At 65.6% G+C, this 15,338-nt stretch carries 11 protein-coding genes; 6 read left to right on the forward strand and 5 right to left on the reverse strand.

Annotated features, from left to right (window positions below):
- Nucleotides 1-52: 52 nt before the first annotated feature.
- The 3 genes from ACM61V_RS08020 to ACM61V_RS08030 all read left to right on the forward strand — a co-directional run bounded on the left by ACM61V_RS08020 (nt 53) and on the right by ACM61V_RS08030 (nt 4,682).
- The gene (locus ACM61V_RS08020; protein ID WP_137787281.1) at nt 53-1,057 is read left to right on the forward strand and encodes a bile acid:sodium symporter family protein; all 1,005 of its coding nucleotides are present in this window, start codon (nt 53-55) and stop codon (nt 1,055-1,057) included.
- A 175-nt stretch (nt 1,058-1,232) separates the two neighbouring features.
- Nucleotides 1,233-2,978 (forward strand): DEAD/DEAH box helicase, encoded by a 1,746-nt coding sequence (locus ACM61V_RS08025; protein ID WP_137787280.1) that lies wholly within the window; start codon nt 1,233-1,235, stop codon nt 2,976-2,978.
- A gap of 72 nt (nt 2,979-3,050) precedes the next feature.
- Nucleotides 3,051-4,682, forward strand: a complete 1,632-nt coding sequence (locus tag ACM61V_RS08030) for an acyl-CoA dehydrogenase family protein (protein ID WP_137787279.1) — start codon at nt 3,051-3,053, stop codon at nt 4,680-4,682.
- A gap of 12 nt (nt 4,683-4,694) precedes the next feature.
- On the opposite strand, the gene uvrA is transcribed toward ACM61V_RS08030, so the two are convergent.
- Nucleotides 4,695-7,619, reverse strand: coding sequence for an excinuclease ABC subunit UvrA (gene uvrA, locus ACM61V_RS08035; protein ID WP_137787278.1), 2,925 nt, complete (start codon nt 7,617-7,619; stop codon nt 4,695-4,697).
- 148 nt (nt 7,620-7,767) lie between these two features.
- On the opposite strand from uvrA, the gene ACM61V_RS08040 reads away from it, so the two are divergent.
- Nucleotides 7,768-8,085: a hypothetical protein gene (locus tag ACM61V_RS08040; protein WP_137787277.1), complete on the forward strand. Its 318-nt coding sequence runs from the start codon at nt 7,768-7,770 to the stop codon at nt 8,083-8,085.
- An 83-nt stretch (nt 8,086-8,168) separates the two neighbouring features.
- Nucleotides 8,169-8,423, forward strand: a complete 255-nt coding sequence (locus ACM61V_RS08045) for a hypothetical protein (RefSeq protein ID WP_137787276.1) — start codon at nt 8,169-8,171, stop codon at nt 8,421-8,423.
- 44 nt (nt 8,424-8,467) lie between these two features.
- Here the strand turns inward: ACM61V_RS08045 and ACM61V_RS08050 are convergent, their stop codons facing one another.
- From ACM61V_RS08050 to ACM61V_RS08065, 4 genes are all read right to left on the reverse strand, one after another.
- Nucleotides 8,468-9,823, reverse strand: coding sequence for a porin family protein (locus tag ACM61V_RS08050; RefSeq protein ID WP_137787275.1), 1,356 nt, complete (start codon nt 9,821-9,823; stop codon nt 8,468-8,470).
- Nucleotides 9,823-11,019 carry a transferrin-binding protein-like solute binding protein gene (locus ACM61V_RS08055; RefSeq protein WP_137787274.1) on the reverse strand — a complete coding sequence of 399 codons (1,197 nt, stop codon included), beginning with the start codon at nt 11,017-11,019 and terminating at the stop codon, nt 9,823-9,825. The genes ACM61V_RS08050 and ACM61V_RS08055 overlap by 1 nt, the downstream gene beginning before the upstream one ends.
- Before the next feature lie 111 nt (nt 11,020-11,130).
- Nucleotides 11,131-11,910 (reverse strand): phosphoribosylaminoimidazolesuccinocarboxamide synthase, encoded by a 780-nt coding sequence (gene purC, locus ACM61V_RS08060; RefSeq protein WP_137787417.1) that lies wholly within the window; start codon nt 11,908-11,910, stop codon nt 11,131-11,133.
- 128 nt (nt 11,911-12,038) lie between these two features.
- On the reverse strand, nt 12,039-12,866 hold the full coding sequence (locus ACM61V_RS08065) for an alpha/beta hydrolase (protein WP_137787273.1): 828 nt from the start codon (nt 12,864-12,866) through the stop codon (nt 12,039-12,041).
- A gap of 112 nt (nt 12,867-12,978) precedes the next feature.
- Between ACM61V_RS08065 and parC the strand changes: the two genes are divergently transcribed.
- Nucleotides 12,979-15,216: a DNA topoisomerase IV subunit A gene (gene parC / locus ACM61V_RS08070; protein WP_137787272.1), complete on the forward strand. Its 2,238-nt coding sequence runs from the start codon at nt 12,979-12,981 to the stop codon at nt 15,214-15,216.
- Nucleotides 15,217-15,338: the final 122 nt, after the last annotated feature.

Raw genomic sequence — 15,338 nt, forward strand, 5'->3', positions numbered from 1 at the left:
CAACGGTTTAGGTGAACGCCGTTCATCGAGTTTGCGTATCGGGGAATGAGCCATGAAGATCGACGGTTTCCTGCTGGCGATGCTGGGCGCGATCTTCCTGGCGTTCGTCGCGCCGGAACTCGGCGCGCCCGGCGGGCCGCTGCACATGGGCCTGGTGACGACGCTGGGGATCGGCTTCGTTTTCTTTCTCCATGGCGCGAACCTGTCGCGAGATGCGCTGAAGGCCGGGGCGGCGAATTGGCGCATCCACGCGGCGGTGCAGGGAAGCACGTTCGTTCTTTTTCCGCTGATCGGTTTCGCGATCTTCTTCGGGTTGCCGCTGCTGCTGACGTACGAGGTGCGGCTTGGCCTGTTCTTCCTGTGCGCGTTGCCGTCAACGATTTCCTCCTCGGTGGCGATGACGAGCCTGGCGCGCGGCAACGTGCCGGCGGCGGTGTTCGACGCGTCGCTGTCGGGCATCATCGGCATGATCGTCACGCCTATGCTGATCGCCACCGTGGTGGCGGTGGGCGGGACATCTTTCCCGGTGCTGCCGGCGATCCTCGATATCGCGTTGACGCTGCTGCTTCCGTTCGCGATCGGCCAGGCAATGCGCCCGCTGATCGCCGCGTGGCTGGTGGCGAACAAGCGGATCATCAACCTGCTCGATCGCGGCGTTATCGTACTCATTGTCTATTCGGCGTTCTGCGAATCCACCGCGTCCGGCCTGTGGCGGCAGTATTCACCGTGGGTGATCGCGGAGATCGCGCTGTTCGCCGCCGCGCTCCTGGCGCTGGTGCTGTGGCTCACCGCCGCGCTGGCGCGCGCATGGGGATTTTCCCTGCCCGACGAAGTGACGACGGTGTTCTGCGGATCGAAGAAAAGCCTCGCCAACGGTGCGCCGATCGCCAAGATATTGTTCGCCGGCAGCCCCGCACTGGGCATGATAATGTTGCCCGTGATCCTCTATCACCAGATGCAGCTAATCGTCTGCTCGATTCTCGCGCGCCGCTATGCCGCGCGGGCTACAACGCCGGGTGGTGGCGAATCGACGATGGCGCGCGCGCGGCAATCGTGATAAAGCGCCGCGATCGATGAAGCCCGAACTGCTGGCGCCCCTCGTCCGAGTGGTCGCGCTGCTCCCGCTGGAATCGACCCCGCTTCAACGGGTTTGTGAGCAGCCGCACAGCTGCCTCGACCGCCGCTGATTTCGTCCCCAGGCCGTGTCCGCGGCCAGATTGTCCGTGAGTTCAATGACCTTTTCCAATCTTCCGCCCGTGATCGCCGAGGCGCTGGCCGACCGTGGCTATGACGCACCTACCGCCGTGCAGGCGGCCGTTACAGCGCCCGAAGCGGAGGGGCGCGACCTGATCGTTTCCGCACAGACCGGCTCCGGCAAGACGGTCGCCTTCGGCCTGGCCATGACGCATGAGTTGCTGGGCGGCGAACCGGCGATGCCGTTCGCCGAAACGCCGCTGGCACTGGTGATCGCGCCGACCCGCGAACTCGCGTTGCAAGTGAGCCGTGAGCTTGAATGGCTTTACGGCAAGGCACGCGCGCGGATCGCTACCTGCGTCGGCGGCATGGATGCGTCGAAGGAGCGGCGCGTGCTGCGTGGCGGCGCACACATCGTCGTCGGCACGCCGGGACGTCTGCGCGATCACCTCGAACGCGGCGCGCTCGATCTGTCGGCGCTGCGCGTCGCGGTGCTCGATGAGGCGGACGAGATGCTCGACATGGGCTTCCGCGAGGATCTGGAGGAGATTCTCGACGCGACGCCGGAGGGCCGGCGCACCTTGCTGTTTTCGGCCACGATGCCGCGCCCGATCGTCGCGCTCGCCAAACGCTACCAGCGCGATGCGCTGCGGCTCGCGACGACGAGCGAAGAGCGCGGGCATGGCGACATCGCCTATCAGGCGGTGACGGTATCGCCGTCGGAGATCGAGGCGGCGGTGGTCAATCTGCTGCGCTTCCACGCCGCGGAGACGGCGATGTTGTTCTGCGCGACGCGGGATAATGTGCGGCGATTGCATGCCACCCTGCTGGAGCGCGGCTTTACCGCCGTGGCGCTCTCCGGTGAACATTCGCAATCCGAGCGCAACCGCGCGCTACAGGAATTGCGCGATCGCCGCGCTGCGGTTTGCGTGGCGACGGACGTGGCGGCTCGCGGAATCGACCTGCCCAGCCTCAGCCTCGTCATCCATGTGGAAATTCCGCGCGATGCGGAAACGTTGCAGCATCGCTCCGGCCGTACCGGGCGCGCGGGGAAGAAGGGAACGGCTGTACTGGTGGTGCCCTATCCAGCGCGTCGCCGGGTCGATGCGATGCTGCGTGGGGCGCGGATAAATGCGGAGTGGATTGCTGCTCCGACGCCCGAGGCGATCCGCGCGCAAGATCGTGAACGCTTGCTCGCCACACTGCTGGAGCCGGTGGCGTTCGACGAGGATGACCGTCTGCTCGGCGCCAAGCTGCTCGCCGAGCGGTCGGCCGAGGATATCGCCGCCGCGCTGGTTCGCGCGTATCGCGCCGCGATGCCCGAGCCCGAGGAGATGATCGAGGATACGCCGGATGCCCGCCGTGCGGCGCAGCAGGAGCGGCACCGCCCGGGCTTTGACGACGTGGTGTGGTTCCGCATGGATGTGGGGCGGCGGCAGAACGCCGATCCGCGCTGGATATTGCCGTTGCTGTGCCGGCGCGGACATATCTCGCGCAACGAGATCGGCGCGATCCGCATCGGCCCTTCGGAAACGCACTTCCAGATTCCACGTGCGATTGCCGCAAAGTTCAACGCCGCGCTGGCAAGAACGGCGGGCAGCGGCGGCGAGGAGCAGGATGTACGCATCGCCCCCTCCGACGGACCACCGCATCCCGCCGCGCGCGGGGATCGCCATGGCGGCGCGCCCCAGACGCACGGTCAGGCGCGCGCGCCCTATCCGCGCAGCGGCGCGCGCGCGGGCGGCAAGCCAAGGCAGAGCCGGCCTAACGCCAGACCGCGCTAAGCGCTGGTGACTGGCGCTCTGCCATCGTTCGCCATATCGGGGAGCGGCAGCGGCGGAGAGGGAAAGCGGCCAATGGCGAAAATCGTGGCACTGGCGGCACTTGAGCAGGCGCTGGCGGCGGTGGTGCGCGCGGTAGCCGTGGCATGTGCGCCGGGCGGGCGGCTCGACGGCGCGGCGCTCGATGCCCAACAGTCGGTGATCTACGATCTCGCCCTGTGCCACGCTGACCTGCTTGCCGCGCGTGAGGCGCTGGCGGACGGGCGGTCTGCGCTTGATAGAGCGCTCGGCCATGCTTTCGCGGCGGAGGTCGCGCCTGCGGTGCTCGTTCGGTTGGAAGGCGCCTATCTTTCGATCGGGCTTTCCATTGAACCGCTGGATGCGGTTACCGGGGACGTGAGGGTGCTGCGCGCCGAGGCGGGGCGCCCGGGGGGGGTGGCTGAGATCGGACGAGAGGTAATAGCGGCCACCGGCGAGCTTGGCGATGTCGCGCTCGATGACCAAACCGTGATCGCGCGGGATGCCTTTCGCCGCTTTGCGAAGGACGTGGTCGCGCCGCTGGCCGAGGACATTCACCGCCGCGACCTGACCGTGCCCGAATCGTTGCTGCGGCCGATGCGCGAAATGGGAGTCTTCGGCCTGTCGATCCCGGAGCGGTTCGGCGGCTCCGCGCCGGACACGGGCGAGAATACGCCGCTTATGATAGCTGTTACCGAGGCCTTGTCCGAAGCGTCGCTTGCGGCGGCGGGGAGCCTCATCACCCGGCCGGAAATTCTTTCCCGCGCGCTGATGGCTGGCGGCACTGCCGAGCAGAAGGCGCATTGGCTGCCGCGCATCGCCGCCGGCGACCCGCTTTGCGCCATCGCGATCACCGAGCCTGACCACGGATCGGATGTCGCCGGGCTCACCCTGCGCGGCGCGAGAGTTGCCGGCGGCTGGCAGCTCAACGGCGCAAAGACGTGGTGCACTTTCGCGGGCAAGGCGGGCCTGCTCATGGTCGTCACCCGCACTGATCCGGACCGCTCGCTCGGGCATCGAGGGTTGAGCCTGTTGCTGGTCGAAAAGCCCGCGTTCGACGGGCATGAATTCGTGGTCGAGCAACCCGCCGGCGGTGTGCTGCGCGGACGTGCGATCCCGACGATCGGCTATCGCGGGATGCATTCATTCGATCTGGCATTCGAGAATTTCTTCGTCCCCGATGCGAATGTCGTTGGCGGCGAGGAAGGTCTCGGGCGCGGCTTCTACCTGACGATGGCGGGGATGACCGGCGGCCGCATCCAGACCGCAGGTCGCGCGCTCGGCGTGATGCGCGCGGCGCTCAAAGCGGCGATTGATTACGCCCGAGATCGCAAGGTGTTCGGCGCGCCACTGGCCGATTATCAGCTTACCCTGGTGAAGATCGCGCAGATGGCGGCGCGCTTCGCGGCTTGCCGCAGCCTCGCCTACGCTGTGGGGCGATCGCTGGACGAAGGCGGTGGCCAGATGGAGGCCAGCCTTGCCAAGCTGATCGCGTGCCGATCGGCAGAGATCGTGACGCGCGAGGCGCTGCAGATCCACGGCGGCATGGGCTATGCCGAGGAAAGCGCCGTCAGCCGCTACTGGATCGATGCGCGCGTGCTGTCGATCTTCGAGGGCGCGGAGGAAACGCTGGCACTGAAAGTGATCGGGCGCGGGCTGCTTGAGGAGGCGCTCACCCGATCGTGCTGATCGCGGTCGCGCCTATTTCGCCATCTCCGGCTCGCGCGCGGTGCGGCGTTCCAGCAGCGGGGCGAGATAATGGCCGGTGAAACTGCCCTTCGCCGCGGCCACTGTCTCCGGCGTCCCCTCCGCGACGATCTCGCCGCCCTTCACGCCACCCTCGGGGCCGAGATCGATGATCCAGTCCGCCGTCTTGATGACATCCAGATTGTGCTCGATCACCACCACGGTGTTGCCCTGTTCGACCAGCGCGTGGAGCACCTCCAGCAGCTTGCGCACATCCTCGAAATGCAGGCCCGTCGTTGGTTCGTCGAGGATGTATAGGGTATTGCCGGTGGCACGGCGCGACAGTTCCTTGGCCAGCTTCACGCGCTGCGCTTCGCCGCCCGACAGCGTGGTCGCCTGCTGCCCGACCTTGACATAGCCCAGCCCCACTTCCGCCAGCATCGCCATCTTGTCGCGGATCGGCGGCACCGCCTTGAAGAATTCGGCGGCGTCCTCGACCGTCATGTCCAGCACGTCGGCGATCGAAAGACCCTTGAACTTCACCTCCAGCGTCTCGCGATTGTAGCGCGCCCCGTGGCACACGTCGCAGGTGACATAGACGTCGGGCAGGAAGTGCATCTCGATCTTCAACACGCCATCGCCCTGGCACGCCTCGCACCGGCCACCTTTCACGTTGAAGCTGAAGCGGCCGGGCTTGTAGCCGCGCGCCTGTGATTCCGGCAGACCGGCGAACCAGTCGCGGATCTGGGTGAAGGCGCCGGTATAGGTCGCCGGGTTCGATCGTGGCGTGCGACCGATCGGGGATTGATCGATGTCGATCACCTTGTCGAGATGCTGGAGCCCGGTGATCCTGTCATGCTTGCCGGCCAGGATGCGCGCGCCATTGAGCTGACGCGCGGCCGAGGCATAGAGCGTGTCGATCGTGAAGCTTGATTTGCCCGAGCCGGAGACGCCGGTGATGCAGGTGAAGGTTCCGAGCGGGATGCTCGCCGTCACCCCGCGTAGATTGTTGGCTGCGGCGTTGTGGACGGTAAGCTTCTTGCCGGATCCCTTGCGCCGCTTCGCCGGCACGGGCACCGCGCGGGTGCCGTTGAGATAATCGGCGGTGACCGATCCGGTCGATTCCAGCAATTCCTGAAGCGTGCCCTGCGCCACGATCTCGCCGCCGCGCACGCCCGCGCCCGGCCCCATGTCGATCACGTAATCGGCGGTGCGGATCGCATCCTCGTCATGCTCCACCACCAGCACGGTGTTGCCCAGATCGCGCAACCGGCGCAGCGTGGCGAGCAGCATGTCATTGTCGCGCTGGTGCAGCCCGATCGACGGCTCGTCCAGCACGTAAAGCACGCCGGAAAGCCCGCTGCCGATCTGGCTGGCGAGGCGGATGCGCTGGCTCTCTCCGCCCGACAGCGTGCCGGACGTGCGATCGAGATTGAGATAATCCAGCCCGACATTGTTGAGGAAGCCGAGCCGCTCCAGAATCTCCTTCAATATGCGCTCGGCGATCGCGCGCTGCTGCTCGCCGAGCTGCTCCGGCAACGCGGTGAACCATGCCAGCGCATCCACCACCGACAGCCGCGTCGCATAGCTGATATCCTTGTGCGCGATCTTTACCGCCAGCGCCTCGGGCTTGAGGCGCGCGCCGTGGCATATTTCGCACGGCTGCGAAGACTGATACTTGCCCAGCTCCTCACGCATCCATGCGCTTTCCGTCTGGAGCAAGCGACGATTGAGATTGCCGATCACGCCTTCGAACGGCTTTTTCACGTCGTAGGACTTCTTGCCGTCCACGAAGGTAAGCGTGACCGGCTTTCCGCCGGTGCCGTGCAGGATGATCAGCCGAACCTCCCCGGGCAGATCCTTCCACGGCGTCTCGAGACTGAAACCGTAGGCACGCGCAAGGCTGCCCAGCACCTGCATGTAATATGGCGAGGGCGGGTTCGATTTCGCCCAGGGCACGACGGCGCCCTTCTTCAGGCTGAGGTCATGGTTCGGGACGACCAGATCCTCGTCGAAGATCAATTTCTCTCCCAATCCGTCGCACGCGGGGCAGGCGCCTTGCGGCGCGTTGAAGGAGAACAGGCGCGGCTCGATCTCCGGGATCGTGAAGCCGCTGACGGGGCAGGCGAACTTTTCGGAGAAGACGATGCGGTTGGCCGGGATGCCGGCGTTTTTCATCTGACCGCCGGCCGCGGCCTCATCCTCGCGCCCCGGCACCACCCCCTCGGCAAGATCGATATAGGCGAGCCCGTCGGCCAGCTTCAGCGCGGTTTCGAAACTGTCCGCCAGTCTCGTCGCGATGTCGTCGCGCACGATCAGGCGATCGATCACCACCTCGATGTCGTGCTTGTATTTCTTGTCGAGCGCCGGGGCCTCGTCGATCTCGTGCATCTCGCCATCGATGCGCACACGGGTGAAGCCGGCCTTCTGCCATTCGGCCAGCTCCTTGCGATATTCGCCCTTTCGCCCGCGCACGACCGGCGCGAGGAGATACAGCCGCGTGCCTTCGGGCAGGGTCATCACCCGATCGACCATCTGGCTGACCGTTTGCGCGGCGATCGGCTCGCCGGTAACGGGCGAATAGGGAACTCCGACCCGCGCCCACAGCAAGCGCATGTAATCGTAGATCTCGGTGACGGTCGCGACGGTGGAGCGCGGGTTGCGGCTCGTCGTCTTCTGCTCGATCGAGATCGCCGGGCTCAGCCCCTCGATATGATCGACATCCGGCTTCTGCATCAGTTCCAGGAACTGGCGCGCATAGGCCGAGAGCGACTCGACGTAGCGGCGCTGACCCTCGGCATAGATCGTGTCAAAGGCCAGGCTCGATTTGCCCGATCCGCTGAGCCCCGTGATCACCGTCAAGGTATCCCGCGGGATATCCACCGCGACGTCCTTCAGGTTGTGCTCGCGCGCGCCGCGGACGGAGATATGAGTCAGCATGAAGGATGTTCTACTTCTGTTCGGGGAAGCTTTCCAGCCCCGGCGAGATGGGGGCGGCGGCCGGCCGCGACAAGGCGCGCCGCGGGGCTGGTGCATCGGCCAATGTGTATTATATTGGTGGCACACAGGGCTGGCGCAGGATCGTATCATGGCGAAGAAGGACAGCAAGAAGGGAAAGAAAATCCCCAAGAAAATTGGCGGAGTGAAGATTCCCAAGGAACTGCGACACGCGGGCGAGGCGCTGCTCGACAAGGCTAATTCGCCCGCGGGGCGGGAATTGCTCGCCTCCGGGCTCACGATGGCCGCCGCCGCAGCGGCAGCGGCCGCGATGAAGCAGCGGGCGAAGGCCGAGGCAGTCAAGCCGGGTGACCCGGGCATCTTCGATCCGCAGCGTGTCGCCGACAAGGTGGGCGATGTAGCGGAGGTGGTGCTCGATCGACTGTTCGGCACGAAGAAGTCGACGTAACGATTACCGCGATTTCATCCGCCGGACGCGATCGCGTCAGGCGCCGGAGGGCAAAAGCACGGCACCTTTTTTAGGAGGAAGTCATGACCCAATCGAAGATCATGCTCGCGGCGGCTGCCGGAGCGCTCGCGCTCAGTGGCTCGCCGGCGCTGGCCAAGGGCTGTATCCGTGGCGCGGTCGCGGGCGGCGTCGCCGGGCATTATGCCGGCCACCATGCCATCGCCGGCGCGATGGCGGGCTGCGCGGCCGGGCATTATTACTACAAGCACAAGGCCAATGTCGCCGCGCAGAAGCAGGCGCAGGCGGCGCATCCCGGCGCGGCGCCGGCGCACCAGTAAGTGATGATCGGCGGCGCGCTCCCTGCCGGAAGCGCGCCGCCTCGTCAGAAGTAGCGCGCGATCGCGAAACGGAAGCGCGTGCGGTTATTGGCGTAGAGCGGCAGGGTCGAATCCATGCGGCTCCAGGTCACGCCGATCGTTGGCGAGAACCCCTTCCAGTTGAAGGCCCGGTTTCCGACGGTCGCGCGTAGCGAATAGCGCCAGTCGTGGCGCGGATCGGGCGAGAAGATCGTTATCGGTGCATCATAGAGCGCACGACTGAGCGATCCACCGAAAGCGACATTGAAACCCGCCGGAAGTTCACCGCCGATGCCCGTGAGCAGCCCCACCTCGACGCTGGAATAGGGGGCGGCGCGGAAGGAATCGCGGCGCACGAACACACCGCCCGACGCGACGATCGACCGTGCGACGACGCGTTCATACGTCGCATAAAGACCCGATTGCCAACCATTGTAATTATTGTCGAAAGGCGACGCGGTGTGGCGGATGTCGAGCTGCACGCCGACGCGCGAGGCGGAATCGAGATCGATCTCCGCGCCGCCCTTGACCCCGAATTGGCGGGTGATGAGATGCTGGCCGAAAACGCGATCGGCGCCCACAGCCTGCATCCGTACCCTGAGGGTCTGGCTGAGCGCCACTTCAGCGCCGCCTGCAATTTCATAAGAGAAGTCGTTGAAACGACTGTCGCTATAGACTGTCTTGGAGGCATCCAGATCGCCGAGGATGCTGACGCCCCCGCCAACCGGCAGCTTCAGCCCGCTTTCGATCGTCGCGAAATGCCCGGTGCCGGAGCGAGCGCGCGCGTCGGGGCTGAGGGCGAGCGGGATCGCGAGCGGGCCGAACAGGACGGTCACGCTGTCCGCGCCTGTGGCATTGTTGATATTGGTATCGGGCGCGAAGCCGCCGTCGATATTGAGCGTCCACGCCCGTTTCGAGCGGATCACGTTGCGCGCCAGGCGGATTGTGCGCAGGACGTCCGGCGGCAGATCGCGATCCGCCTCGGCGAGCCGAAACTCCCGGTCGGCCGACTGCGTCTGGCCCATCGCGAACAGGGCGCGCGCCAGTTCCAGCCTGACGCGGGTCTGTTTTGGATCATTGACCAGAATGGCGCGGAACATCTCCACCGCGCGCGGCAGGTCGCCCGTCTGCTCCGCGATATAGCCGGTAAGGAAACGATAGTGGAAGGTAAGCTGCGGGATGCCCGCCAGCGCCTCCACCATCGGCTTCGCCTCGGCATAGCGCTTCGCCGAAACGAGCTTCTGCACCTCGTCGAGCAATTCGCCCGGCGAAAGGCGCGCCTTGCAGGTATGCGCGACGCACTGGTCGATCAGCGCCTGCGCGGCCGCCGGGAGCGGGGCGAGGGCCGTCGCCAGCAGCGCAAGCGCCGCTGGCTTATGCATCACTTCTTGCCCGTGTAGGCGCCCAGAATATCGATCCGCTGATCCGGCGTGCCGCCAACGATGCGGAAGCCGCCGCCAATTTCCTGCGCCGCCGGCCCGAAGAACGCGCCGTCGAGGCTGGAGCCTGCGATGGACACCGCATAGGCCGTGCCGCCGGGCGTGGTGAACTTGGCGTCGCCCACAGTGCCGGTGAAGCCGCCCTTGTTGACCAGATCGATCGTTCCCGAACCATGGGCGACAAACGTCGTGCCCGCCGGCAACACCGTGTTGCCATTGGTATAGGCATCGAGCGCCGCGGCAGAGACGGTGCCGTTGAAGGTCGAGCTTACCGAGAGCTTCGCGAAATCGATGGTCGTGGTGTGCGAGCCGGTGATCCACTGGAAATAGGTGGAGGCGAGCGGATCGTTATCGATCAGCGGGTTGAACACCATCGTCGCCAGCATGTCGCCGGCGTAGCTTGCGCTGCCCGTTTTCGGGACGACCGAATTATCGCTTCGTTCGCCATAGGCGAAGACGGCGCGATCAAGCGAATAGCTGTTCTCGAGATAGGTTGCGTTGGTGGCCGAATCGGTAATCTTGGTGGTGCCGAGCGTGTTGCGGACATAGCCCGCATAGGTGACGTACTGGGTTGTCGTGCCCGGCTTCTGATAGAAGAAGGTCTGTACCTGAGAGCTGAAGCCGTCATTGCCGACGACATAGTGACTCGTGTCGCCGGGATTCAGGATCGGTCCGCTGCTCGAGCCGGACTGAAGATACTGGATCGCGGCGGCGTCCGGCAATTGCGGCACGCCGTTCTGGGGCTGGACCAGGCCGCCGAAATTGGTGCGATGCGCGGGATCCTGGAAACGGTTCGTGCCGGTCGATACGCTTGCCTTGGTGCGGTTGACCGTCACTTCGAAGATCGCGTCCCGCGGATTGTACGATACCGTGATGCCGCTGTCGCGCGCGCTGTTGGCGTCGCCCGCGTAAAGCTCGCTATACTGGGAATTGCCGTCCGAACGGGTCTTGTATTCGAAATGCTGCGCGCCGCCGATCGCGTCATAGGTCTTGGTGTCGACCGGATTGACGAAAGTCCCGGTGGTGCCCGAGCCGGAGCCGCCGGCGTTCACGGCGCCGACACTGCCAGCAGACTGCGGTCCGGCGCCGCCGCAAGCGGTCAGCGCGGTGGCGGAAGCAAGAACGATGAATTTGCGCATGGTGACGGGCCGTCCCCCCAAGATTGGTTCGGGCGGAAGGTAACCGTGCGTGGTTAAGAGAAGGTCAACGCCGTCTGTTATCGAATGCCGTCGGGCGCATTTGCGGAACAGCTATTTCCCGCGCCGCTTGCGGTGAGATTCCAGATCCAGCACGGCCGAATCCTCGCCCTCCGGCAAAAGGCCGAGCCGACGCGCGACTTCCTGATAGGCTTCCGCCTCGCCGCCCAGGTCGCGGCGGAAGCGATCCTTGTCGAGCTTCTCGTTGGTCGTCATATCCCAAAGGCGGCACCCATCCGGGCTGATCTCGTCGGCCAGGATGATGCGGCCGAAATCATTGTCCCAGATGCGGCCGAATTCGAGCTTGAAATCGACCAGCCGGATGCCGACCGCTGCGAACAGGCCGGAAAGGAAATCGTTGATGCGGATCGCCAGGTCCGCGATGTCGTGCATCTCTTCCTGGCTAGCCCAGCCGAAGGCAGCGATATGCTCGTCGGTGATCATCGGATCGCCCAGCGCGTCGTCCTTGTAATAATATTCGAGGATCGTGCGCGGCAGGCGCGTGCCTTCCTCGATGCCCAGGCGCGTGCTCAGCGAGCCCGCGGCGACGTTGCGCACCACCACCTCGACCGGAATGATCTCAACCTGACGAATAAGTTGCTCGCGCATGTTGAGACGGCGTATGAAGTGGGTCGGCACGCCGATATGATCGAGCAGCGTGAAAATATGCTCGGAAATGCGGTTATTCAGGACGCCCTTGCCGTTGATGGTGCCCTTTTTCTGCGCGTTGAAGGCGGTGGCATCGTCCTTGAAATACTGGATGAGGGTGCCCGGTTCCGGGCCCTCGTACAGGATCTTCGCCTTGCCCTCGTAGATCTGCCGCCGCCGCGCCATCGCCAGTTCCTCGAAAATAAACAGCCCCGGCGACGCGTGCCGCGCGGCCGGGGCGGGAATCCGTTCCGCGCTATAGGGGAAGGGGTTAGCGGGCGCAATCAGCCCGCCGGCGCCTGCGCGTGCCTGGCTCAAAGGGCGGCGAGAATCAGTCGCTTCGCGGCGCCCCAGGCGGCGGATTCCGGGGCGATCAATTCGACGTGGCCAGTCGCCGGAATCGTGTGCAGCGCGACGCGATCGCCGGCATCAGCGGCGCGGGCGACATAGTCCGCGGCGAAACGATAGGGGATGATCGCGTCTTCGCGGCCGTTGACGAGATCGTGCGGCACACCCAGCGGCAACAGTGGCGGGATCGAGGTGTCCGCGAAGGGGGCGGCGCGATCGGAGCCGACAAGCCGCTCGATCACCTCCACGCCGCAGCCATTGTCCGGGCTGGTGGCAGTCGCTTCCAGATCGGGCAAGCCGCCGAGGCATATGACATGCGCGATCGGCAATGGCTCGGTTCGATGAAGCGGGCTCGCCGGGGAGAGCCGCGGTCGAGCGGCGAGCCACAGCGCGAGATGGCCGCCGGCCGAGTGACCCACCGCCACAACCCGGCGCAGATCGAGACAATACGCCGCCGCGTGATCGCGGAGCAGATCGACGGCGCGGCCGGCATCGTCGAATGTGCCCGGATAACCGCCGCCGGGCCTGTCCACGCCGCGATAATCGATGTTCCATACGGCGATGCCGGCGGCGCGCAAATCGGCGGCGATCCAGTCCATCAGGGTCCGGTCGGCGATCGACGTCTGCCAGCAGCCTCCGTGGACCATCACGACCGCCGGGTGCGGCCCGTCGTCAGCAGGCAGCCACAGGTCCACTTTCTGGAACGGATCGGCACCATAAGCAATCGTCGCATCCGGCGCGGGGCGCGGGCGTGCGACGAGATCGGGCCAGGTCAGGAGTCGCGGCGAGGGCATGTCCGGCCGGACCATAACGATCCGGCGGCGTTTGTCGCGCGGGCAAGCCGGCGAACGTGCGTGCGTCGCGCGCTGGCATCGCAACGACGGCGCTGCTAACGCCTGCTCCCTCATGGCCACCGACTTCGCAGAACCGCCGATCGGCATCCTCGACGCGCCGTTCGACAGCGCGCTTTCCGAACGCTACCTCGTCTATGCCCTCTCCACGATCACGGCGCGGTCCCTGCCGGACGTGCGCGACGGGCTGAAGCCGGTGCATCGTCGCCTGCTGTGGGCGATGCGGCTGCTGCGGCTCGATCCCAGCTCCGGCTACAAGAAATGCGCGCGCGTCGTGGGCGACGTGATCGGCAAATATCATCCGCATGGCGACCAGTCGGTCTATGACGCGATGGTGCGGCTCGCCCAGAGCTTTGCGCTGCGCTATCCGCTCGTCGACGGGCAGGGAAATTTCGGCAACATCGACGGCGATAACGCCGCCGCCTATCGCTACACCGAGGCACGGCTCACGCAGGTCGCGATCGATCTGATGGACGGGCTGGACGAAGACGCTGTCGCGTTCCGCCCGACGTACAACGGGGAGGAGCAGGAACCCGAGCTGTTTCCCGGCATGTTCCCCAATCTGCTCGCGAACGGCGCGAGCGGCATCGCGGTGGGCATGGCGACCTCGATCCCGCCGCATAACGCCGCCGAGCTGCTCGACGCCGCGATCGCGCTGGTCGACAATCCGGCGACCGATCCGCTTACCTATGTGCAGGGCCCGGATTTCCCCACCGGCGGCCTGATGGTCGACGGGGCGGCGGCGGTTCGCGAGGCTTACGCCACCGGGCGGGGCAGTTTCCGGGTGCGGTGCCGCTGGACGGTGGAGCGCGAGAAGGGCGGCGGCTGGCAGATCGTCGTGAGCGAAATTCCCTATGGCGTTCAGAAGGGCAAGCTGATCGAGCAGATCGCCGCGCTCATCAACGACAAGAAGTTTCCAATTCTGTCCGATGTGCGTGACGAAAGCGATGAGGTCATCCGCCTCGTGCTGGAGCCGCGCAGCCGCACCGTCGATCCGCAGGTGCTTATGGACGGCTTGTTCCGCCTGTCCGATCTCGAAACCCGCGTCCCGCTCAACCTCAACGTGCTCGACAGGACGCGCACGCCGCGCGTGATGAGCCTCACGGAGGCGCTGGAGGCGTGGGTCGAGCATCAGTTCGTCGTGCTGCGCCGCCGCACCGAGCATCGTCTCGCCAAGATCGCCGACCGGCTGGAACTGGTCGCCGGGTATATCATCGCGTTTCTCAACCTCGATCGGGTGATCGAGATCATCCGTACCGAGGATGAGCCAAAGCCGGTGATGATGGCGGAATTCCAGTTGACCGACCGGCAGGCGGAGGCGATCCTCAACATGCGGCTCCGCTCGCTGCGTCGGCTGGAGGAGATGGAACTGAAGCGCGAACAGGATGCGCTGACGAAGGAGCAGAGCGAGTTGCAGGCGCTGCTCGGCTCCGACGCGCGGCAGCGGACGCGGATGAAGAAGGAGCTGACGAAGGTCCGCGATCGCTACGGGCCCGAAACGGCGCTTGGCAAGCGCCGGACGACGATCGAGGAGGCCGCCCCCGCGCGCGAGATCCCGCTCGAGGCGATGATCGAGCGCGAGCCGATCACGGTGATCCTGTCGCAGCGCGGCTGGATCCGGGCGATGAAGGGCCATGTCGACCTCGCTTCCGCCGATACGCTCAAGTTCAAGGAAGGCGACGGCCCGGCCTATGCCTTTCACGCGCAGACTACCGACAAGCTGCTGCTGGCGGCTGAGAACGGCCGCTTCTACACGTTGGCGGCGGACAAGCTTCCCGGCGGTCGCGGATTTGGTGAGCCGGTGCGCGCCACGATCGACCTGGATGGCAATGTCGGCATCGTGGCGTTCATGAGCGCGACAAGGCTTGGCAAGCTGCTGATCGCGGCGAGCGACGGTCGCGGCTTCGCCGTCGCCGCGAGCGATGTGATCGCGGAAACGCGCAAAGGGAAGACGGTGATGACACCGCGCCCGGGCGCGAAGCTGATGCTGGTCAGGCCGATCCCGGACGGTGCGGATTATGTCGCTGCGATCGGGGACAATCGCAAGATGGTGGTGTTCCCGCTTTCCGAACTGGCAGAGATGACGCGCGGGCAGGGCGTGCAGTTGCAGCGTTACCGCGACGGCGGGCTCTCCGATGCGGTTGCGTTCCGCTACGCCGATGGCCTGAGCTGGTCCATGGGGGGCGAGAGCGGACGCGTGCGCACCGAGAGCGATCTCTCCCCCTGGCGCACCGCGCGGGGTGCGGCCGGCCGGATGCCGCCGACGGGCTTTCCGCGCAACAACCGATTCTGAGGCGTCCTTCAGAATTCTCGGTCAAATTATTGAATTATATTTAGATCCATCGGAATTCAGCGCATCGAGCGGGGACGCATTGTAAATTTAGGTCATCCTTAACGATCGGTGTGCCACATCGA

It is taken from the genome of Sphingomonas sp. TX0543, from assembly GCF_048565505.1.
Classification (GTDB): Bacteria; Pseudomonadota; Alphaproteobacteria; order Sphingomonadales; family Sphingomonadaceae; genus Sphingomonas.

Coding starts and splice junctions, on each gene's coding strand:
- ACM61V_RS08020 (WP_137787281.1), top strand. CDS start 53: ATGAAGATCGACGGTTTCCTGCTGGCGATGCTGGGCGCGATCTTCCTG.
- ACM61V_RS08025 (WP_137787280.1), top strand. CDS start 1,233: ATGACCTTTTCCAATCTTCCGCCCGTGATCGCCGAGGCGCTGGCCGAC.
- ACM61V_RS08030 (WP_137787279.1), top strand. CDS start 3,051: ATGGCGAAAATCGTGGCACTGGCGGCACTTGAGCAGGCGCTGGCGGCG.
- uvrA (WP_137787278.1), bottom strand. CDS start 7,619: ATGCTGACTCATATCTCCGTCCGCGGCGCGCGCGAGCACAACCTGAAG.
- ACM61V_RS08040 (WP_137787277.1), top strand. CDS start 7,768: ATGGCGAAGAAGGACAGCAAGAAGGGAAAGAAAATCCCCAAGAAAATT.
- ACM61V_RS08045 (WP_137787276.1), top strand. CDS start 8,169: ATGACCCAATCGAAGATCATGCTCGCGGCGGCTGCCGGAGCGCTCGCG.
- ACM61V_RS08050 (WP_137787275.1), bottom strand. CDS start 9,823: ATGCATAAGCCAGCGGCGCTTGCGCTGCTGGCGACGGCCCTCGCCCCG.
- ACM61V_RS08055 (WP_137787274.1), bottom strand. CDS start 11,019: ATGCGCAAATTCATCGTTCTTGCTTCCGCCACCGCGCTGACCGCTTGC.
- purC (WP_137787417.1), bottom strand. CDS start 11,910: ATGGCGCGGCGGCGGCAGATCTACGAGGGCAAGGCGAAGATCCTGTAC.
- ACM61V_RS08065 (WP_137787273.1), bottom strand. CDS start 12,866: ATGCCCTCGCCGCGACTCCTGACCTGGCCCGATCTCGTCGCACGCCCG.
- parC (WP_137787272.1), top strand. CDS start 12,979: ATGGCCACCGACTTCGCAGAACCGCCGATCGGCATCCTCGACGCGCCG.